Source organism: Methylibium sp. T29, assembly GCF_000576205.1.
Lineage (GTDB): Bacteria > Pseudomonadota > Gammaproteobacteria > Burkholderiales > Burkholderiaceae_C > Methylibium > Methylibium petroleiphilum.
The window spans coordinates 39,397-60,260 of the sequence record NZ_AZND01000006.1 but is presented as its reverse complement, the minus strand read 5'-3'; the positions used below and the strand labels follow the sequence as shown (position 1 = coordinate 60,260).

The 20,864-nt window shown below is 68.4% G+C and carries 18 protein-coding genes and 1 pseudogene; 4 read left to right on the top strand and 15 right to left on the bottom strand.

What is annotated here, in order from left to right; genetic code table 11:
* The 15 genes and pseudogenes from x551_RS02275 to x551_RS02205 all read right to left on the bottom strand — a co-directional run.
* On the bottom strand, window positions 1-352 hold a 352-nt coding region (locus x551_RS02275; protein WP_036247423.1), incomplete at its 3' end, for an HDOD domain-containing protein.
* A 173-nt stretch (window positions 353-525) separates the two neighbouring features.
* On the bottom strand, window positions 526-1,881 hold the full coding sequence (gene glnT / locus x551_RS02270) for a type III glutamate--ammonia ligase (protein ID WP_036229358.1): 1,356 nt from the start codon (window positions 1,879-1,881) through the stop codon (window positions 526-528).
* A complete protein-coding gene (gabT, locus tag x551_RS02265; protein ID WP_011829505.1) occupies window positions 1,874-3,154 on the bottom strand; it encodes a 4-aminobutyrate--2-oxoglutarate transaminase in 1,281 nt (426 codons plus the stop codon). Before gabT ends, glnT begins: the two co-directional genes overlap by 8 nt.
* 49 nt (window positions 3,155-3,203) lie before the next feature.
* A complete protein-coding gene (locus x551_RS02260) occupies window positions 3,204-4,703 on the bottom strand; it encodes an aldehyde dehydrogenase (RefSeq protein ID WP_011829504.1) in 1,500 nt (499 codons plus the stop codon).
* On the bottom strand, window positions 4,700-5,071 hold the full coding sequence (locus x551_RS02255; RefSeq protein WP_011829503.1) for a cupin domain-containing protein: 372 nt from the start codon (window positions 5,069-5,071) through the stop codon (window positions 4,700-4,702). The genes x551_RS02260 and x551_RS02255 overlap by 4 nt, the downstream gene beginning before the upstream one ends.
* 44 nt (window positions 5,072-5,115) lie before the next feature.
* Window positions 5,116-6,504, bottom strand: coding sequence for a DUF3138 family protein (locus x551_RS02250; protein ID WP_011829502.1), 1,389 nt, complete (start codon window positions 6,502-6,504; stop codon window positions 5,116-5,118).
* Window positions 6,505-6,559: 55 nt separating this feature from the next.
* On the bottom strand, window positions 6,560-7,426 hold the full coding sequence (locus x551_RS02245) for an ABC transporter permease subunit (RefSeq protein ID WP_011829501.1): 867 nt from the start codon (window positions 7,424-7,426) through the stop codon (window positions 6,560-6,562).
* Window positions 7,423-8,369 (bottom strand): annotated as a pseudogene (locus tag x551_RS02240) (ABC transporter permease subunit). Before x551_RS02240 ends, x551_RS02245 begins: the two are co-directional and overlap by 4 nt.
* Window positions 8,370-8,386: 17 nt before the next feature.
* Complete coding sequence (gene potA / locus x551_RS02235) at window positions 8,387-9,502, bottom strand: polyamine ABC transporter ATP-binding protein (protein ID WP_011829499.1); 1,116 nt, start codon at window positions 9,500-9,502, stop codon at window positions 8,387-8,389.
* Window positions 9,503-9,530: 28 nt separating this feature from the next.
* Entirely contained in the window at window positions 9,531-10,661 is a 1,131-nt protein-coding gene (locus x551_RS02230) for a polyamine ABC transporter substrate-binding protein (protein WP_011829498.1), read from the bottom strand.
* A 91-nt stretch (window positions 10,662-10,752) separates the two neighbouring features.
* Window positions 10,753-12,132, bottom strand: coding sequence for an aspartate aminotransferase family protein (locus x551_RS02225; protein ID WP_036229353.1), 1,380 nt, complete (start codon window positions 12,130-12,132; stop codon window positions 10,753-10,755).
* 18 nt (window positions 12,133-12,150) lie between these two features.
* Window positions 12,151-13,518 carry a glutamine synthetase family protein gene (locus x551_RS02220; protein WP_036229350.1) on the bottom strand — a complete coding sequence of 456 codons (1,368 nt, stop codon included), beginning with the start codon at window positions 13,516-13,518 and terminating at the stop codon, window positions 12,151-12,153.
* A 91-nt stretch (window positions 13,519-13,609) separates the two neighbouring features.
* Window positions 13,610-14,413 carry a gamma-glutamyl-gamma-aminobutyrate hydrolase family protein gene (locus x551_RS02215; RefSeq protein WP_011829495.1) on the bottom strand — a complete coding sequence of 268 codons (804 nt, stop codon included), beginning with the start codon at window positions 14,411-14,413 and terminating at the stop codon, window positions 13,610-13,612.
* Window positions 14,414-14,537: 124 nt separating this feature from the next.
* Entirely contained in the window at window positions 14,538-15,887 is a 1,350-nt protein-coding gene (locus x551_RS02210) for an FAD-binding oxidoreductase (RefSeq protein ID WP_011829494.1), read from the bottom strand.
* A gap of 71 nt (window positions 15,888-15,958) precedes the next feature.
* Window positions 15,959-17,266, bottom strand: coding sequence for an aspartate aminotransferase family protein (locus tag x551_RS02205; protein ID WP_011829493.1), 1,308 nt, complete (start codon window positions 17,264-17,266; stop codon window positions 15,959-15,961).
* Window positions 17,267-17,425: 159 nt separating this feature from the next.
* Between x551_RS02205 and x551_RS02200 the strand changes: the two genes are divergently transcribed.
* The 4 genes from x551_RS02200 to x551_RS02185 all read left to right on the top strand — a co-directional run bounded on the left by x551_RS02200 (window position 17,426) and on the right by x551_RS02185 (window position 20,864).
* A complete protein-coding gene (locus tag x551_RS02200) occupies window positions 17,426-17,917 on the top strand; it encodes an Lrp/AsnC family transcriptional regulator (protein WP_011829492.1) in 492 nt (163 codons plus the stop codon).
* A 106-nt stretch (window positions 17,918-18,023) separates the two neighbouring features.
* Complete coding sequence (locus x551_RS02195; RefSeq protein ID WP_011829491.1) at window positions 18,024-19,046, top strand: MoxR family ATPase; 1,023 nt, start codon at window positions 18,024-18,026, stop codon at window positions 19,044-19,046.
* A complete protein-coding gene (locus x551_RS02190; protein WP_152543374.1) occupies window positions 19,043-19,873 on the top strand; it encodes a DUF58 domain-containing protein in 831 nt (276 codons plus the stop codon). The genes x551_RS02195 and x551_RS02190 overlap by 4 nt, the downstream gene beginning before the upstream one ends.
* A gap of 85 nt (window positions 19,874-19,958) precedes the next feature.
* Window positions 19,959-20,864, top strand: a complete 906-nt coding sequence (locus tag x551_RS02185; protein ID WP_011829489.1) for a hypothetical protein — start codon at window positions 19,959-19,961, stop codon at window positions 20,862-20,864.

The window sequence follows — 20,864 nt, the reverse complement described above, 5'->3', positions numbered from 1 at the left end:
CCGCGGCGGCCACCGGACGCACCAGCGCGGCGCTGCGTGCCGCACGCATCACCTCGGCGGTGAGCACCAGGTCGCGGCCGACCTGCTCGGCCAGCGCCGGCAGCGCGCAATCGGGGCGGCGCAGCAGGGCCAACAGATGGGGAATGACGGTGCGGGCGCGCGGAATCAGCTCGAGCGGCGCCTCGGGGCGCTGGATCAGCGCATCGACGACGCGCAGCGCGCGCCGCTCCTGCAGGGTCGGGTCGGCCTGCTCCACGACCGACTCGAGCGCCAGCAGCCAGGGCAGCAGCGGTGGGGCTGCCAGTTCGTCGAGCGGGTCATCGAGGTCCAGCCGCGGCACAGCGGCCGCCACGGCGGCAGCGACGGCCGGCGAAACGGGCAGCGGAGCAGGGCGGGCCGGGGGCGGGCCGCCGCGAACTCGCACGAATCGATGCCACCACGCTGCCATGGGTCTGTCCGGAGTATTCCCGCGTCATCGGCCCCGCCGCGCCGGACTTGAGCCTCGGTCTGCCGGCGGGGCGAGGCTCAGAACGTCGCGCCGTAGCGCGCGTGTTCCCAGTCGCTGACGTGGCGGGCGTAGTCGATCCACTCGGCGCGCTTGAGCCGCACGAACTCGCGGTGCAGCGTGTCGCCGAGCGCGCCGTGCAGCAGCTCGCTGGCCTCGAACGCGTCAACCGCCTCGCCCAGGCTCTGCGGCAGCATCGCGATCCTGCGAGTCCGGATCTCGGCCAGGCTCAGCGCGAACAGGTCGTCGGTGCAGGCCGGGCCGGGATCGAGCTCGCGGTCGATGCCGTCCAGCCCGGCCGCAATCAGCGCCGCGGTCGCCAGGTAAGGATTGGCCGAGGCATCCGGCACGCGCCACTCGAAGCGGCCGGCAAGCGTGCGCACCAGCGCCGTGCGGTTGTTCGGGCCGTGCGCCACGTAAGCGGGCGCCCAGCTGGTGCCCGACAGCGATTCGCCCACCACCAGGCGCTTGTAGCTGTTGACCGTGGGCGCGGCCAGCGCGCACAGCGCCGCGCTGTGGGCCAGCACACCGGCGACGAATTGTCGTCCGAGCCGCGACAGTGGCTCGGCGGCATCGGCCGCGTCGAACAGGCAACGCCCAGCGTCCCACAGTGACACGTGGAAATGCAGCCCGCTGCCCGGCTGGTTGGCGAAGGGCTTGGGCATCATCGAGAACACGCAGCCACGCTGTTCGGCGAGCGCGTGCGCGGCCAGCTTGAACAGCATCACATGGTCGGCGCTGCGCAGTGCCTCGTCGTGGCGGAAGTTCAGCTCGTACTGGCCGTGGGCGTCCTCGTGGTCGATCTGCAGGACCTGCAAGCCAGCACCTTCGAGTGCGACGCGCAGCGCCTGCAGGAAGCCTTGCTGGCGCGGCAGGCTCTTCAGGTCGTAGCTCGGCTTGTCGAGCCGGTCGGCATCGTCGGCCGGCACGTAGCGCGTGCCCTCGCGGCGGAGCAGGAAGAACTCGGGCTCGATGCCGGTCTGCAGCGTCCAGCCGCGCGCGGCGAGGCGGGCCGTGGCGCGCTTGAGCACCTGGCGTGGACAGGCATCGAAGGCGCCGCCATTGACGAAGCCGTCGCCGACGAGGCGAGCGACACCGGGCATCCAAGGCAACGCCTGCAGCGTGGCGGCGTCACCGCGTGCGTAGTACTCGGCCCTGGGGCCGGTGCGCGGCAGGCCGGTGCCCCAGATCGACGGGCCGGCGAATCCGGCGCCATCGGTCAGCACGGTCTCCAACTGGTGCAGCGGCACCAGCTTGCCCTTGGCGACGCCGTGCAGGTCGGTGAACTGCACCAGCAGCGTGTGCACGCCCTCGGCGGCGAGCGACGCGCCCGCCGAGCGTGCGAACTCGGCGAGCGAACTGGGCGCGTCAGCCACGCGAGGCTGCCTTCAGCGCATCGCTGAGGATGCCCAGGGCCTCGCCGAACACCGCATGTTCGATGGTCAGCGGGAACAGGAAGCGCAGCACGTTGCCGTCGACGCCGCAGCTCAGCAGGATGAGGTGTCGGCGCAGCGCCTCGGCCTGTACGCGCTTGGTCATGTCGGCGTCGGGCGCCTGGGTCTTGGGGTGCTGGAACTCGACCGCGACCATCGCACCCAGCCCGCGCACGTCGGCGATCTGCGGGACCTCGGCCCGCAGGCCGTTGAGCAGGGTCTTGAGCTCGTTGCCGAGCTGTTGCCCGCGCTCGGGCAGCTTCTCCTCGGCCATCACCTCGATCACGGCGTGGGCCGCGGCGATGGCCAGCGGGTTGCCGGCATAGGTGCCGCCCAGACCACCCGGGGCCGGTGCGTCCATGATCTCGGCGCTGCCGGTCACCGCCGACAGCGGCAGGCCGGCGGCCAGGCTCTTGGCGCTGACGAGCAGGTCGGGCACGACGTTGAAGTGCTGCATCGCGAACATCTTGCCGGTGCGACCGAAGCCGGTCTGCACCTCGTCGGCGATCATCACGATGCCGTGCTCGTCGCACAGCTTGCGCAGCCACTTCACCGCCTCGGCCTGGATCACGTTGAAGCCGCCTTCGCCCTGCACCGGCTCGAACACGATGGCCGCGACGCGGCTGGGCTCGATGTCGGCCTTGAAGAGTTGCTCGACCGCCTTCTTCGCCGCATCGAGCGAGGCGCCGTGGCAAGGGAAGGGGGCGTGGTAGATCTCCGGCGGGAAGGGGCCGAAGCCGGCCTTGTAGGGCTGCACCTTGCCGGTCAGCGCCACCGCGAACAGCGAGCGGCCGTGGAAGGCACCGCCGAAGGCGATCACGCCGCCGCGCCGGGTGTGGGCGCGGGCGATCTTGACGGCATTCTCCACCGCCTCGGCGCCGGTCGAGAAGAAGGCGGTCTTCTTGGCGTGCTTGCCGGGCGTCATGGCGTTGAGCTTCTCGGCCAGCGCGACGTAGCTCTCGTAGGGCACGACCTGGTAGCAGCTGTGCGTGAAGCGCTGCAGCTGGGCCTCGATGGCAGCCACCACCTTCGGATGGCGGTGGCCGGTGTTGAGCACCGCGATGCCACCGGCGAAATCGATGTAGCGCTGGCCCTGCACGTCCCACAGAAGCGCGTTCTCGGCGCGGTCGGCGAAGAAGCCGGCCATCACGCCCACGCCGCGCGGCGTGGCGGCCGCCTTGCGGGCCATCAGCTGTTCGTTGCGCGAGATCTTCATGCTCGTCTCCTCTGCCTGCTTGGTGGGCGACGCGGCCCCAACAAGGTCTTCAGGCCGCGTTGATGCGCAGCCAGGTCGTCTTCAGCTCCGTGTACTTGTCGAAGGCGTGCAGCGACTTGTCGCGGCCATTGCCGCTCTGCTTGAAACCACCGAAGGGCACGGTGATGTCGTCCTCGTCGTACTGGTTCACGTGCACCGTACCGGCACGCAGCGATGCGGCGACACGGTGCGCACGATCGATGTGCGAGCTCCACACGCTGGCCTGCAGGCCGTACGGCGAATCGTTGGCGAGGCGGATCGCCTCGGCCTCGTCCTTGAAGCGGATGATCGACAGCACCGGCCCGAAGATCTCCTCGCGTGCGATCTTCATGTCGTTGCGCACACCGTCGAAGACCGTGGGCTCGACGTAGTAGCCGCCGCTGTCGGTGCGCGCCTGCGTGCCCCCGGCCAGCACGGTGGCCCCTTCGGACCGTCCGGCATCGATGTAGCCCATGACCGTGCGCAGCTGGCCGTCGTCGACCAGCGCGCCCATCACGGTCTTGGCGTCCAGCGGGTCGGCGGGTCGGTACTGCGGCGCCTCTGCGGCGACGCGCCTCGCGAAGTCGTCGGCGATGCTCTCGTGCACCAGCAGCCGCGAGGGCGCGTTGCAGCTTTCGCCCTGGTTGAAGAACATGCTGCCGGCCACGGTGGCGGCGCAGCGGTCGAGGTCATCGAAGTCGGGAAACACCAGGAAGGCGCTCTTGCCGCCGAGCTCGTTGTAGACGCGCTTGAGGTTGCTGCGCCCGGCGTACTCCAGCATCTTGCGACCCACGCGGGTGGAGCCGGTGAAGCCGATCGCGTCGACCTGCGGGTGCAGCGCCAGCGCCTCGCCGGCCTCGTGGCCATAACCGGGCACCACGTTGAACACGCCGGGTGGCAAGCCTGCAGCCAGCGCCAGTTCGGCCAGGCGCAGCGCGGTCAGCGGACTCTTCTCACTGGGCTTGAGCACCACCGAGTTGCCGGCCGCCAGCGCGGGGCCGAGCTTCCAGGCGGCCATGATCATCGGGTAGTTCCAGGGCACGATGGCGCCGATCACGCCCATCGCCTCGCGACGGATCAGCGCCAGCGCGCCGGGCCCGGTGGGCGCAATCTCGTCGTACACCTTGTCGATCGCCTCGGCATACCAGGCGATGCAGCGTGCGGTGGAGGGCACGTCGACGCTGAGCGAATACTGGATGGGCTTGCCCATGTCCAGCGTCTCGAGCAGCGCGAGTTCCTCCTTCGCGGAGAGGATCTTCTCGGCGAAGGCCTGCAGCACGCGCTTGCGCGCGGCCGGGGGGCGCCGCGACCAGCGGCCGTCGTCGAAGGCGGCACGTGCCGAGGCGACCGCGTCGTCGATGTCGGCCGACTGGCCACGCGCCACGCGACCGAGCACGCGGCCGTCGATCGGCGATATGCAGTCGAAGGATTCGCCGGCCCGTGCCGGATGGCGCTCGCCGCCGATCACGGCGCGCCCATCCAACGTCAGGGCGGCGGAGCGGGCATGCCAGTCGATCGTGGCGGTGGTCATGGGGTCTCCTTCAGGATCATGATCGCGTACAGTTTCTTCACCGGCGTGAGGTTCTCCCACACACCCTGGTAGCCGCCCGGCACCACGAAGGCGTCGCCGGCTTTCAGGCGGGTCTGCGCGCCGTCGGCATCGGTGAGCTGCACTTCGCCTTCGAGCAGCTGGCAGAACTCCTCCTCATGGTCCGCGTACACCACGCGCCAGGCGCCGATGCCACCCGACCAGACGCCGGAGAAGAACTGTCCGCTCGGATCGGTGTAGTGGTTCAGCGTCTCGAAGCGCGGATCGCCGCGCAGCCGCCGCTCCGGCGCCGGACCGCCCGGCTCGGCGGCGGTGGCGGCGGTGTGGAAGGGGAGAGGGCGCCGGACCATGGTTGGAGGGTCCTGCCGCAGCCGGGGCCGCGGCAGGACACGGTTCAGAAGAACACGACGATCGAGGCCCCGAGCAGCTGGTTGGTCTTCTTGAAGCCGCCGCCGTCGACATCCTCGAACACGGCGCGATCCGCGCCGTCGAAGCGGTACTCCGCCTTCAGCGTGGTGTTCTGGTTGAGTGCGTACTTCAGGCCCACTGTCAGCGCGTAGCGGTTCGCGCCGCGGTCCAGGTCACCGGCGAGATCCGGGCCGATGCCGTTGCGGCCGTCGTTGCCGTAGACCAGCAAGCCGTTCTCATCGATGAACGAGTAGCCGTTGTAGGTGTACAGACCGCCGCCGTTCTTCTCGTTCTTGAGATAGTCGGCGCGCACGAGGCCCTGCAATCGCGGCGTGATCGCGTAGCCGGCGAGGCCCGAGACGCCGTACCAGCGCGCATCGCGGTAACGGCCCGAGGCATCGGGCGTGACCGCGCCTTCCTTCTGCTGGCCGTAGCTGAGCTGACCCTGGACCGTCCAGTCACCGCGGATGAAGTAGCCGTCCACCTCGAACAGGTGGGCCATGGTGTTGTAGCCGGTATTGAAGTTCGGTGACTTGCCGTGCAGGCCGGCGAAGCCGAAGCCGTTGAACTCGCCCTTGGAGTAGTCGACGCGGTAGACCAGCGCCGGCGACTTCTCGCCCGGGCCGCGCTGGGTGGCGTTGACGTTGGCGATCATGCCGCGCATCCACCACTTGCCGCTGGTCACGTCGAGTCCGACGCCGGTGTAGCCGAGCGGCAGCGTGAAGTCGTACAGCAGGTTGTGGGTGGTAAAGGGGTTGAGCGTGGGCTGCTGGTACTCGTAGCCTGACCAGTCCGGAATCTGACCGGCGATCAGCCGCGTCTGCAGGTCGCCGAGCGGCACCGAGACCGAGGCCTCCTGCACGATGCTCAGGCCGTCGATGGCGGCACCGACGCCGCGGTTCGGCGTCAGGGTGAGCTTCCAGCGCGTACCGCTGTCGGTTTCCTTGGTGAAGTCGATCGACGCCGCGCCCATGTAGGACGTGTCGTAGAAATAGCCGTCACCCTGCTGGTTGAGGAACTGGAAACCTGCGCGGTCCTGGCGCTGGTTGTAGATGAAGACCGGCTCCACGTAACCGGTGATCGTCAGGCCCTTGAAACCCCAGGCCTCGAGGTTGTCCTCGATCGACTCGGTCTTGACCTGAACGCGCGCGAACTCCTGCGCCTGCTCCGGCGTCATGCCCCATTGCGCTGCGGCGGGCGCCGCGGCCGGTGCGGCGGCCTTGCTCTCGGCCGACTTGAGCTTGCTCTCGAGCTCGGTCACGCGGTCCTTCAGCGACTGCAGTTCCTTGAGGAGGTCGGCATTGCTCTGCGCCCGGGCGGCGGGGAAGGCCGCGGCCAGCGCGAGCACAAGCGCCGTGGATTGCAGGTTCTTCATCGGTCGGGACTCCTGTTGACGGTTGTTCGGTTTTCTTCGGGGTGGCAGGGATTCGTCAGCCGCCGTCGCGTTGCGCCTGCGCCATGGCGCGGCTGCGTTCGCGCTCGGCGCGGGCGATCAGGTAGCTCGCCGTGATCACACCGATGAACACGATGGTGATGATCACGGTCGCCATTGCGTTGACGCTGGGATTCACGCCCAGGCGCGCGCGCGAGAAGATCACCAGCGGCATCGTGGTCGAGCCCGGCCCGGACAGGAAGGCCGACAACACCACGTCGTCGAGCGAGATGGTGAAGGTGAGCAGCCACGCCGAGACCAGCGACTGCGCGATCATCGGCAGCGTGACCAGCGTGAACACCTGCGCCGGCCGCGCGCCCAGGTCCATCGCCGCTTCCTCGAGCTGCGGGTTGAGTTCCTGCAATCTCGCCTGCACGACGACGGTGGCGTAGGCCATCCCGAGCAGCAGGTGGCCGAGCCAGATGGTCAGCGTGCCGCGCTCCGGGAAGCCCAGCGCACGCTGCACCGACACCAGCATCAGCAGCAGCGACAGGCCGACGATCACTTCGGGCATCACCAGCGGCGCGCTCACCATGCCGCCGAACAGCGTGCGGCCGCGAAAGCGCGTGTATTTCACCAGCGCGAAGGCCGCCAGCGTGCCGAGCACCACCGAGCCGCAGGCCGTGAAGAAGGCGATCTTCAGGCTCAGCCACAGGCCCGAGAGCATCTCGTTGTCGGTGGCGAGCTTGGCGTACCACTTCAGCGTGAAGCCGGCCCAGACGCTGGGCAGCGGCGAATCGTTGAACGAGTAGATGACCAGCGCGACGATCGGCAGGTACAGGAACAGGTAGCCGGCGCCCAGCCAGCCCCGGGCGAACAGCCGCGCGAAGCCGGCGCCGAACAGGGTACGGCGTCCGCTGCTCATCGCCGGGCCTCCTGCGTCTGGGCCTGGTAGCGGTTGAAGATCGCCAGCGGCACGATGATCAGCAGGATCATCACCACCGCGACGGTCGATGCCATCGGCCAGTCGTTGTTGCTGAAAAATTCGTCCCACAGCACGCGGCCGATCATCAGCGTCTGCGGCCCGCCCAGCAGTTCGGGAATCACGAACTCGCCGACGCAGGGGATGAACACCAGCATCGAGCCGGCGATGATGCCGGCCTTGGACAGCGGCACGGTGATCTTCCAGAAGGCTGTGGCCGGCGTGGCGCCCAGGTCGGTGGCCGCCTCCAGCAGCCGCAGGTCCATCTTGGACAGGTTCGCGTACAGCGGCAGGATCATGAACGGCAGGTAGGTGTAGACCATGCCGATCACCAGCGAGAACGGCGAGTTCATGAACTTGCCGAGCGAGGGAATCAGGCCGCCGGCCAGCAACAGGTGTCGATGCGCAGCGCGATCAACAGGTCGGCGACCCAGCCGTTCTCGCCCAGCAGCCCCTTCCACGCGTAGACGCGCAGCAGGAACGAGGTCCAGAACGGCAACATCACCAGCATCAGCAGCGCCGGCTGCAGCGTCGCCTTGGCGCGCGCCATGAAGTAGGCGAAGGGGTAGCCGATCGCCAGGCACAGCACCGTCGTGACGGCGGCGTACTTCAGGCTCGACAGGTAAGTGGAGAAATAGAGGTCGTCCTGCGTGATGTAGATGTAGTTGCTGAACTTCAGCGACAGGTTCATCACGCCGTCGCTGACCGTGATCAGGTCCTTGAAGTGCACGTTCTCCATTTCGGAGACGCTGATCTTCATGACGATCAGGAACGGAAACAGGAAAAACACCAGCAGCCAGACGTAGGGGATGCCGATGACGGAGCGCCGGCCGCCCAGCAGGCCGGCCAGACGCCCCAGCAGCGGCACCTGCCGTACCCTCGCCATCAGGTCGGGGCCGCCGCTCATTGCGTCAGCACCACTTGCGACGACGGCGACCACGAGGCCCAGGCGGTGTCGCCCCAGGTCAGCTCGACGTCGCGATGCCGCTCGACGTTGCTCTGGCTGATCTTCAGCACGGCGCCGCTGTCGAGCTGGAGGTGGTAGACGGTGAAGCTGCCGAAGTAGGACAGGTCCTTGATCGTGCCGCGCGCGCGGTTGTGCGGGCCCGGTGGTTCGTCGGGGCCGAGGCCGATTTTCTCGGGTCGCACCGCGACGCTGACCGTCATGCCCTCGGTACCGGTGATGCCGTGACCGACGAGGTGGCTGCAGTCCTTGCAGGAGATCACCACGTGATCGGGGTGGTCCTCGCTCAGTGTCCCTTCCATCAGGTTCACGTTGCCGATGAAGTCGGCCACGAAGCGCGTGGCCGGCGTCTCGTAGACGTCGGCCGGCGCACCGACCTGCAGCACCTTGCCCTCGCTCATGATCGCGATGCGCGAGGCCATGGTCATGGCTTCTTCCTGGTCGTGCGTCACCATCACGCAGGTCACGCCGACCTCCTCGATGATGTTGACCAGCTCGATCTGCGTTTCCTCGCGCAGCTTCTTGTCGAGCGCGCCGAGCGGCTCGTCGAGCAGCAGCAGCTTGGGCCGCTTGGCCAGGCTGCGCGCCAGCGCGACGCGCTGCTGCTGACCACCCGAGAGCTGGTGCGGCTTGCGCTTGCCGTACTTGCCGAGCTGGACCAGCTTGAGCATCGCGTCGACCCGCTGCGCGACCTCATCCCGGGGCATGCCGTCGCGACGCAGGCCGAACGCGATGTTGTCCCACACCGTGAGGTGCGGGAACAGCGCATACGACTGGAACATCATGTTGATCGGCCGCTCGTAGGGCGGCATGCCGGCCAGGTCCTGCCCGTTGAGCACGATGCGCCCGGACGTCGGCGTCTCGAAGCCCGCCAGCATCCGCAGCAGCGTGGTCTTGCCGCAGCCCGACGAGCCCAGCAGCGCAAAGATTTCGCCCTGGGCGATGTCGATGCTGACGTGGTTGACCGCGACGGCACCGCCGCCGAAGTCCTTCACCACGTCCTGGATCTGCAGGTAGCCGCTGGCGGCCTTTGCGCCGCCGTTGTCGTTCGCCATCACGCCCTCCCTCGTTATGGCCGAACGGTCAGATGCCGGTCTTGAACGACGTGTACAGCCTCGTCATGGTCCGCCGGATGTCGCTGCCGATGCTGTCGGGCGCGGCCATCTTCTTCAGGTCGGCCTCGTTCAGGAACACGGTGGCATTGCCGGCGATCTCGGGCTTGACGAACTTCTTCGATTCCTTGTTCGGGTTGGCGTAGAACACCTTGTTGGTCAGGCTGGCCGCCACCTCGGGCCGCAGGATGTAGTTGATGAACTTGTGGGCATTGCCGGGGTGCGGGGCATCGGCCGGGATCACCATCACATCGAAGAACAGCACGCCGCCGGTCTTCGGGATCAGGGCCTCGATCTTCTGGCCGGTCTTGCCGTCGATGGCGCGCTGCCTCGCGATGTTGATGTCGCCCGACCAACCCAGTGCAAGACAGATCGAGCCGTTGGCCATGTCGTTGATGTAGCCGGACGAGCTGAACAGCGTCACGTAGGGCCGCACGCTCTTGAGCAGCGGTGCGACGCCGGCGTAGTCAGCCTGGTTCTTGCTGTACGCGGGCTTGCCCAGGTAGTGCAGGGCCGCCGGGACCACCTCGGTGGCGGAGTCCAGCATGCTCACGCCGCAGCTCTTGAGCTTGGAGATGTACTCCGGCTTGAAGACCAGGTCCCAGGCGTTGTCGGGCATCGGCAGGTTGCCCAGGGCGGCCTTGACCTTGTCGACGTTGATGCCGACGGTGGTGTAGCCCCACAGCCAGTTGACCTGGTACTGGTTGCCCGGGTCGAGCTTGGCGAGCTGCTCCTGCAGCGCCGGGTCGAGGTGCTTCAGATTCGGCAGCTGCGCCTTGTCCAGCTTCTGCAGGAGGCCGCCGTCGGCCTGCAGCTTGGCCCAGTAGGAGGAGGGCACCACCACGTCGTAGCCGGTCTTGCCGGCCACCAGCTTGGCATGGACGATCTCGTTGTTGTCGAAGTTGTCGTAGCGAACCTTGATGCCGGTTTCCTTCTCGAAGTTGGCCAGCGTGTCCTCGGCAATGTAGTCGGACCAGTTGTAGACATTGAGGACCTTCTCCTCCTGAGCATGCACCGGGCTGCTCAGCAGGCCGCACGCGGCAGCGACGCTGGCGACCAGGCCCAGGGCACCGACCGCACGGCGCGACGACAACAGCTTCATATGGAATCCTCCGGGTTGAGACAAAGACAAAGTAAGAACGCAACGCGCTAACGCACAGCTTCCCCGAGACGATGACCCCCAGGCAATTCGGTCAGACCCAGCCCCGGGCCTTGACGTCCGCCCATGTCAGATCCAGGCAACGCTTGATCAGCACCATCATCTCGTCGATCTGGTCGCGGGTCATCACCAGCGGTGGCGCGATGATCATTCTGTCGCCAACCGCGCGCATGATCAGCCCGTTGCCGAAGCAGTGCCCACGGCAGACCATGCCGACCTCCAGATCGGATGCAAATGGCGTGCCGCTGGCCTTGTCCCTGGCCAGCATCACCGCCCCCATCAGGCCGCAGGTCTCGGCGTCGCCGACCAGCGGATGGGCCTTCAGCGCCTCGAAGTGCTGGGCCAGGTAGGGGCCGAGGTCGTCGCGCACCCGGTCCACCAGCCGCTCGCGCTGGATCAGGCGGATGTTCGCCAGGGCCACGGCGCAGGCCACCGGATGGCCGCTGTAGGTATAGCCGTGGTTGAACTCGCCGCCCTGTTCGATCAGCACCCGGGCGACACGCTCGCCGACCATCACGCCGCCCAGCGGGATGTAGCCGGAGGTCACGCCCTTGGCGAAGGTCATCAGGTCGGGGCGGGTGCCCATGGTCTCGCAGCCCCACCAGCGGCCGGTGCGGCCGAAGCCGCAGATCACCTCGTCGGACACCAGCAGGATGCCGTACTTGTCGCAGATCGCCTGGATGGCGGGCCAGTAGGTGGCCGGCGGGATGATCACGCCGCCGGCGCCCTGGACCGGCTCGCCGATGAAGGCGGCCACGCGCTCGGGCCCGACCTCGAGGATCTTCTTCTCCAGCCAGCTTGCAGCAAGGCGTCCGAAGTCGTCGCGGCTCAGACCCTGCGGGCGGCCCAGCTCGTACCAGTAGGGCTGCTCGATGTGGGTGATGTCGGGGATCGGCAGGCCGCCCTGGGCGTGCATGCCGCTCATGCCGCCGAGCGAGGCGCCGGCCATCGTCGAGCCATGGTAGGCATTGTTTCGGCTGATGATCACCTTGCGCTTGGGCTGCCCGAGCACGTCCCAGTAGCGACGCACCATGCGCACCACGGTGTCGTTCCCCTCGGAGCCGGAGCCCGAGAAGAACACGTGCCTGAACTGCGGCGGCGTCACCTCGCTCAGCAGCTCCGCCAGCTCGATCGCCGGCGGGGTGGCGGTCTGGAAGAAGGCGTTGTAGAAGGGCAACTGCTTGAGCTGGGCGGTCGCGGCGTCGATCAGTTCCTGCCGGCCGTAGCCGACGTTGACGCACCACAGCCCGCTCATCGCGTCGAGGATCTTGTGGCCCTCGCTGTCCCAGAGGTAGATGTTCTCGGCTCGCTCGATGATGCGCGAGCCCTTCTTCGCCAGGGCGTCGAAGTCGGTGAAGGGGTGCAGGAAGTGCGCCGCGTCGGCGGCCTGCCAGTCTTGCGTGGTTCGGCTCATTTCGTTCGCTCCGCTCGGTCAGACGTGCAGGAGGAGGTGTTCACGCTCCCACGGTGAGATCACCTTCATGAACTCGGCGTACTCGATCTCCTTGACCTCGGTGTAGACGGTGACGAAGGACTCGCCCAGCACCTCGGCCAGATCCTTCTCGGCACGCAGCAGCTCGAGCGCCTCGCCCAGGCTGCGCGGCAGCTGGAAGTCGCCCAGGTAGGCGTCGCCCTTGCATTCCGGCGTGGGCTCGATGCGGTTCTTGATGCCCAGGTAACCGCAGGCCAGCGTGGCGGCCAGCGCAGCGTAGGGGTTGGCGTCGGCGCCGATGACGCGGTTCTCGATGCGTCGGGCGGCCGCGGTGGCGACCGGCGAGCGGATGCCGACGGTGCGGTTGTCGGTGCCCCACTGGATGTTGATCGGTGCGGCGTTCGAGCGCACCAGGCGGCGGTAGCTGTTCACGTAGGGGGCGAACAGCGCCATCGCCGCCGGCACGTACTTCTGCAGGCCGCCGATGTACCAGTAGAACTCCTGGCTCGGCGTGCCGTCGGCATTGCTGAAGATGTTGCGGCCGGTGGCCTTGCTGACGATGCTCTGGTGGATGTGCATCGCGCTGCCCGGCTCGCCGGCGATCGGCTTGGCCATGAAGGTGGCGAACATGTTGTGGCGCATCGCCGCCTCGCGCACCGTACGCTTGAAGAAGAACACCTCGTCGGCCAGACCCAGCGGGTGGGCGTGGAAGAAGTTGATCTCCATCTGGCCGGCACCCACTTCGTGGATCAGCGTGTCGACGTTGAGCTCCATCTTCTCGCAGTAGTCGTACACGTCCTCGAACAGCGGATCGAACTCGTTGACCGCATCGATCGAGTAGGCCTGGCGCGAGGTCTCGGAGCGGCCGCTGCGGCCGACCGGGGCCTTCAGCGGCACGTCGGGATCGGTGTTGCGCGCCACCAGGTAGAACTCCAGTTCGGGCGCGACCACCGGATTCCAGCCCTCGGACTCGAACAGCTCGCAGACCCGGCGCAGCACCGAACGCGGCGCGAACGGCACCAGCTTGCCGTTGCGGTCGAAGCAGTCGTGGATCACCTGCGCGGTGGGGTCGGTCGCCCAGGGCACGATACGCACCGTGGTCGGGTCGGGACGCAGGTGCATGTCCTGGTCGGTCGGGCTGATGACGTCGTAGTACGGCCCTTCCTCCGGGAATTCGCCGGTCACGCCCATCGCGACCACCGCCTCGGGCAGCCGCATGCCGCGGTCTTCGGTGAACTTCTCGCGCGGCAGGATCTTGCCGCGTGCCACGCCGGTGAGATCGGGCACGAGGCACTCGATCTCCGTCACGCGGCGTTCGTTGAGCCACTGTTCGAGTTCGCTGAATGTGAAGTTGTCGCGGACCACCATAAGTCACCTGTTTCATTCGCTGCGCGCTTTGGGAGGGGAGCGGCGCGCCGTCGCATCGAGCTCCGCGGTCGTTGCGGAGCCTGGCAGGGATCTAGGGCACGCGAGGACGCTCGCGGACGGATTCACGGTTGAGTTCACGGAAGCTGCGGCAGGCGTCACCGAAGGCGCGCAGCAGCTTCATCGACACCGGGTTGTCGCGCGCCTGCCATTCGGGGTGCCACTGCACCCCGAGGTTGAAGGCCGGCGCCGAAGGCAGGCTGAAAGCCTCGATGATGCCGTCCGGGGCTGTAGCCTCTGCGCGCAGCCCCGGGGCCAGGCGGTTCACGCCCTGGCCGTGCAGGCTGTTGACCTTGAAGTCGGCGCCGCCGAGCAGGGTGTCGAGCAGGCCGCCGGGGACCACGCTCACGGCGTGAGCCGGGCCGTACTGCACGTCCACCGCCTGGGCGTCGTCAGAGCGATGGTCCATCAGTCCCGGCCGCTCCTGCACCGCCTGGTGCAGCGTGCCACCCAGGGCCACGTTGGTTTCCTGGAAGCCGCGGCAGATGGCGAACAGCGGGATGCCGCGCTCGAGCGCACGCGGGATCAGCGGCAGCGTCCAGTCGTCGCGCACCGGGTCGAGCGGCAGGCTGGGGTCGTGCACCACCTCGTCGAAGTGGCGCGGGTGCACGTTGCTTGGCGAGCCGGTCAGGAACACGCCGTCGGCGAGGTCGAGCAACTCATCGATCTCGTGCGCCTGGGCCGATGGCACCACCAGCGGCAGGCAGCCGGCCAGGCGAACCGCGTCGATGTACTTCTGCCCGGCCACGTGGAAGGGGTGCAGGCCGATGATGCGGTTGCAGGCCGGCACCAGCACGACAGCGCGGGCCGGAGCGCGAGGGAGGTCAGGGCGGTTCATGAGGCGAGTCGCACAGGAGCACAGTCGGGGTGCGAGGCATGCCGGATGCAGCCATGGTGTGCAAGCAGCATGCCACGGCTGCAGCAGACTGTCTCGCCAGGACGGAGGAGGGGGCGGAAGGGCATCACAGGGCGTCCTTCAGTCGGTAGTACGCCATGCCGAGCACCAGCGCGGGCGTGCGCAGCAGACGGCCGCCGGGAAAGGCGTGGTGTTTCAGGCGTGCGAAGGTGTCGAAGCGCGAGGCGTCGCCGGCCATCGCCTCGGCCACCAGTTGGCCGGCCAGCCCGGTGAGCGCCAGCCCGTGACCGGAGAAGCCTTGCAGGTAATAGATGTTCGACGCGGTGGCCGCGCCGCCGCCCGCACCGCGTGCGGGCAGGCGCCCGAAATCGGGTGCTCGATTCATCGAGATGTCGACGAAGCCGCCCCAGGCGTGGTCGATGCGCGTGCCGGCGAGTTGGGGGAAGGTGGCGACCATGCGCTGCTGCATGCCTGCCGCGAGGTTCGCCGGAGTCACCGTGCTGTAGCTCACGCGGCCGCCGTACAGCAGGCGGGCGTCGGCGGTCGGCCGGAAGTAGTCAAGCACGAAGTTGGTGTCGCACACCGCCGAGCGCGACGGGATCAGGGCGTCGCAGCGAGCCTGATCGAGCGGCTCGGAACACACGATGTAGGTGCCGACCGGCATGATGCGGGCGTTGAGCGACGGTGCGATCTGCGGCGCGAGCTCCTGCAGGTAGACATTGCCAGCCAGCAGCACCTGCCGTGCCCGCACGCTGCCGTACGCGGTGCGCACGGTGCTGGAGGTGCCGGGGGCCGCGGCCTGTTCGAGCGCGGTGACCGCGGAGTGCTCGAACAGGCGCACCCCGAGTGAACGCGCCGCGCGGGCCAACCCCAGGCTGTACTTCAATGGGTGCAGGTGACCGGAGCGCGCATCGTGCAGGCCGCTGTGGAAACGCGGGCTGGCGATCCAGCGGGGCAGTTCGTCGGGAGCGATCCACTGCATTGGGTAGCCGTAGACGCTGGCCATGCGCTCGTGCCAGGTCTGCAGTTCGCGCGCCTTGCGAGCATTGACGGCCAGGCCCAGGTAGCCGTCCTGCCAGTCGCAGTCGATGGCAAAGCGGCGGCAGCGCGCGCGGATCAGGTCGAGCGCCTCGATCGACATGTTCCAGATGCGCTGCGCCTCGGCGAGCCCGAGTTGCGCCTCGATCTCCGACTGGTCGCAGGCCAGCCCATGGATCGCCTGGCCGCCGTTGCGGCCGGAAGCCCCCCAGCCGATCTGCCGCGCCTCGAGCAGCACCACGTTGAAGCCGCGATCGGCCAGTTCGATGGCGGCCGACAGGCCGGCCAGGCCACCGCCGACCACCGCGACATCGGCTGTCAGGTCCTCCTGCAACGGCGGCAGATCCGCCTCACGCGGCGCGGTGGCGGCGTAATACGAGTCTCGCGTGAGGTCCTGATCGGCGCGAAGGAGGCTCATACGGTAGGCGCTAGGCAGTGCTCTCGGAGAAAGGGGTTGCGCGAGGGGAAGAAGGGGCTGCCGGGGCGGGCTCAGCCCGCACGTTTCAGCGCGTCGGCCAGCGTGCCGACGATCTGGTCGACGTGCGTCTTCGAGATGATCAGCGGCGGCGACAGCGCCACGGTGTCGCCGGTGGTGCGGATCAGCACGCCGCGTTCCCAGCACTCGAGGAAGATGTCGAACGCGCGCTTGCCCGGTGAGCCGTCGATCGGTGCCAGCTCAATGCCGCCGACCAGCCCGATGTTGCGGATGTCGATCACGTGCGGCAGGCCCTTCAGGCTGTGCAGCGCGTCGGCGAAATAAGCCTCCATTTCCGACGCGCGCGTCAGCAGGCCTTCCTCGGCATAGGTGTCGAGCGTGCCGAGCGCCGCGGCGCAGGCCAGTGGGTGGCCGGAGTAGGTGTAGCCGTGGAAGAACTCGATCAGGTGCTCCGGGCCGTTCATGAACACATCGTGGATGTGCTGCTTCGCGAACACCGCACCCATCGGCACGCAGCCGTTGGTCAGACCCTTGGCGACCGTCATCAGATCGGGCGTAACGCCGAAACGCTGTGCCGCGAACGGCGCGCCGGTGCGACCGAACCCGGTGATCACCTCGTCGAAGATCAGCAGGATGCCGTGCTTGTCGCAGATCGCGCGCAAGCGCTCCAGGTAGCCCTGCGGCGGCAGCAGCACGCCGGTGGAACCGGCGACCGGCTCGACGATCACTGCGGCGATCGTGCTGGCGTCGTGCAGCGCCACCAGACGCTCCAGGTCGTCGGCCAGTTCGGCGCCGTGCTGCGGCTGGCCGATCGAGAAGGCGTTGCGCGCCGGATCGTGTGTGTGGCGGATGTGATCGACGCCGGTCAGCATCGATCCGAACATCTTGCGATTGGCGACCATGCCGCCTACCGAAATGCCGCCGAAGTTGACGCCGTGGTAGCCGCGCTCGCGACCGATCAGCCGGGTGCGCGAGCCTTCCCCGCGGGCGCGGTGGTAGGCGATCGCCATCTTCAGCGCGGTCTCGACCGACTCCGAGCCCGAGTTCGTGTAGAAGACCTTGTTCAGCCCGGCCGGCGTCAGCTGGACCAGACGCTCCGCCAGCTCGAAGGCCTTGGGGTGAGCCATGTTGAAGGGCGGAGCGAAGTCGAGCTCCAGCGCCTGGGCACGGATGGCCTCGACGATCTTCGGGCGGGCGTGGCCCGCGTTGACGCACCACAGCCCGGCGATGCCGTCCAGCACCTCGCGGCCCTCGGGCGTCCAGAAATGCATGCCCGAGGCCTTGGACAACAGCCGCGGCGCCTTCTTGAACTGCCGGTTGGCGGTGAAGGGCATCCAGTAGGCGTCGAGGTCTGTGGTCATGGAACCGGTCCTTGCAAGCGCGCGACGCATGCTGCCGCGGCGGTGTGTCACTGGACTTCAGTCTAGTCGTCGCGTGACGCAATGTGCTTGCGCAAACGGCCGGGATGAACCCGCGTGATTCGCATAAAATTCGAATAAATCAATAAATACTGAAATACGATGGCAAACAAGCAGGATCGCAAGCAATCGGATGCGCAGCTCGATGCCGTCGACCGGAGCATCCTGCGCGAGCTCCAGACCGACGGCCGGGTCTCGAACCAGGACCTCGCGCAGCGCGTCCATCTGTCGCCCTCAGCCTGCCTGCGACGGGTCAAGCAGCTCGAGGACGGCGGGGTGATCGCCGGCTACGTGGCACTGATCAACCCGCGCGCCGTCGGCCAGCCGGGCACCAGCTACACGATCGTCAACCTGGAGCGGCTGACCACGGTGGCGATCGAGGCCTTCGAGCGGGCCGTGCTCGACGTGCCGAGCATCCTCGACTGCTTCTACGTCGCCGGCACCAACGACTACCTGATCCGCTTCACCTACAAGGATGCGGACGACCTGGAGCGCTTCCACACCCAGGTGCTGATGCGCCTGCCGGGCGTGCTGCGGTCGAATTCGATGCTCGTGCTGCGCACGGTCAAGAAGACGACAGCTCTGCAGGTCTGATTTGCTCCTTTGCGGAGCACCACGGGGAAGCCCGCAGCTTGTGTTCGTCTCATGGCTTTGACATGCTCGTTTTCATCGGGTCCGTCCAGACCCGCGAAGGAGCCCCATGGAGTTGAATGACGCGCAGCTGAGCGACTGGCGCGAGCGGGCGCTGCAGCTGGAGTCGCTGGCGGCGCGCGCAGTGATCGGGCAGCAGCGCGCCCTGCGGTTGATCACGATGGCGGTGTTCGCCCGCGGACACGTGCTGTTGCAGGGCGACGTGGGAGTCGGCAAGACGACGCTGCTGCGCAGCGTGGCGCACCTGATCGGTGGCGCTTTCGGGCGCACCGAGGGCACGATCGACCTGATGCCCAACGACCTCGTCTACCACACACACATCAGCAGCGAGGGGCGACCGCAGGTCGACCCGGGACCGTTGACGCAGCACGGCGACGAGCTGGCCATCTTCTTCTTCAACGAGATCAACCGTGCACGCCCCCAGGTGCATGCGCTGCTGCTGCGCGTGATGGCCGAACGCAGCCTGACGGCGTTCAACCGCGAGTTCCGGTTCCCGCACCTGCTGGTGTTCGCCGACCGCAACCGTGTCGAACGCGAGGAGACCTTCGAGATCTCCTCCGCGGCGCGCGACCGCTTCATGATGGAGATCACCATCGACGCGCCGGCCAGCGACGAGGATCGCCGCGCGCTGATGTTCGACCCGCGCTTCCACGACACCGATGCGCTGATCGACGAGTTGCCGGCCGGCATGCTGCCCTACCGCGAGTTGCCGGCCGTGGCGGCGGCGGTGCAGCGCGGCGTGCAGGCGTCCGAGGCGCTGCGCGACTATGCGCTGCACCTGTGGCGCGCCACCGCCGCGCCGGCCGACTACGGCGTGGCACTGGATGAGGCCGACACCGCCGACCTGATGCTCGCGGGCGCCAGCCCGCGCGGCATGAGTCTGATGCTGCGGGCCGCGCGTACTGCAGCCTGGCTGGACGGCCGCAGCTACGCCACGCCGGAGGACCTGCGCTCGGTGTTCTACGAGACCATCGCCCACCGCCTTTGCCTGCAGCCGGTCTACGAATTGCGGCGCACCGAGATCATTGCGGCCCTCATGGAGGGCATCGTCTCGAAGGTGGCCGCGCCGTGAAGCCGGCGGCCCCTGCAGTGCGCGAGTTCCACTACCGTGTGCGGCACGGCGCCGCCGGCCACGTGCCGGGTGCGCACCGCAGCCGGCGCGGCGAGGCCGGCCTCGAGTTCCGCGGCCACGTGCCGCTCACGCAAGCGCCCGACACGCGGCGCATCGACGTGCACGCCAGCCTGCGCGACGCCTTCGGTCAATGGCAGGTGCGCGTGTTCAGCGAACGCAAGGCGGTGGCGGTCGTCGTGATCGCGGACCTGTCTGCCTCGATGGGCTACCGCGGCGTGCGCCGCAAGCTCGACGTGCTGGCCGACTTCACGCAGGCAGCGGCCGAGTCGGCGTGGCGCGCCGGCGACTCCTTCGGCTTCATCGGTTGCGACGAGCGGTTGCGGCGCGACTGGCTGCTGCCGCCGACGCGCCGGCGCGGCCTCGGCGGCCTGCTGGCGCAACGCCTGCGCCGGCTCGATCCGCAGGGCTCGGCGATCGGTCTGGCTGAGGCGGCGCGTGCGCTGCCGCACCGGCGCGCGCTGGTCTTCCTGGTGTCCGATTTCCACCTGCCGATCGCCGATCTCGAGACCGTGCTGGGGGGGCTGGCCCATCACGAGGTGGTGCCGGTGATGGTGTGGGATCGGCAGGAGTTCGACCCGCCCCGCAACGGCCTGATCCAGCTGGCCGACCCCGAAAGCGGCGAGCAGACGCTGGTCTGGGTGCGGCCGGCGCTGCGCGAGCGCTGGCGCGCCGTCCAGGCCGGGCGGCGCGCCGCGTTGCAGGCGCTGTTCCACCGGCATCGCTCGATCCGCTCGTCCTCGACGACGGCTACCGGGCCGATGCGGTGAGCGCCCATTTCGTGCAGGGCTGAGCGTGGCAATCCGGCGCCTTCCGCGCGGCACGTCCCGGCCCGGTGACGCTGCACGGGCGGCCATGCTCGCCGTCGCCTGCGGCCTGCTGTCGGCGAGCGGCCTCGCTGCGGCCGATGCCGAGGACACCGAGCCGATCGTCGCGCAGGTCAACGATCCACGGGCCTACGGTCATCGGGTGGGCGACGTGCTCACGCGAACCATCGTGCTCGACGTGCCGGGCCGCCTGACGCTGGACGAGGCGTCGATCCCGACGCCTGGGCGGATCGGGCACTCCTTCGAGCTGCGGCGGGTCACGCAGGATTGGCGGCCCACGCTGCGGGGCCGGCGCTACACCCTGGGGTTCGATTACCAGGTGTTCCGCGCGCCCAGCGAACCGGTGGTGCTGGACCTGCCGTCGTTCACGCTGCGCTTCGACGGCCAGCCGCGTGGCGAAGAGCTGCGCATCGATTTCGCGCCGGTCGGCCTCGCACCGCTGGCCCCGGTCGAGGCGCCGTTGCGGGCCGGCCTGGGCACCCTGCGCCCCGATACGCCGGCGCTGCGGGTCGACACCCTGCCGGAGCGGCGACGCCTGGGCCTGTATGCCGCGTTGGCGCTGCTGCCGCTGGCCCATCTGGCGATGGTCTATCTGGGCTGGCCGTGGTGGCGACGTCGGCAGCGGCCGTTCGCGCGGGCGCGCCGACAGCTCCAGGGCGTGCTGGTGACCGCACCGACCGATGAATGGCTGGACGCGTGGCGCACCCTGCATGCGGCGCTCGATGCCACGGCCCGCCGCGTGCTCCATGCCGGCGCGGTCGATCGCTTCGTGGCCGAGCAGCCGGCCTACGCGGCGGTGCGTGGCGAGATGCTGCAGTTCTTCGAGCGCTCGGAGCGCTTCTTCTTCGGCGGGCAGGCGCCGCTCGAGGCCGATCGCCTGTGGTTGCGTGACTTCTGCCGGCGCTGCTTCGACATCGAGCGGGGACGGGCGTGA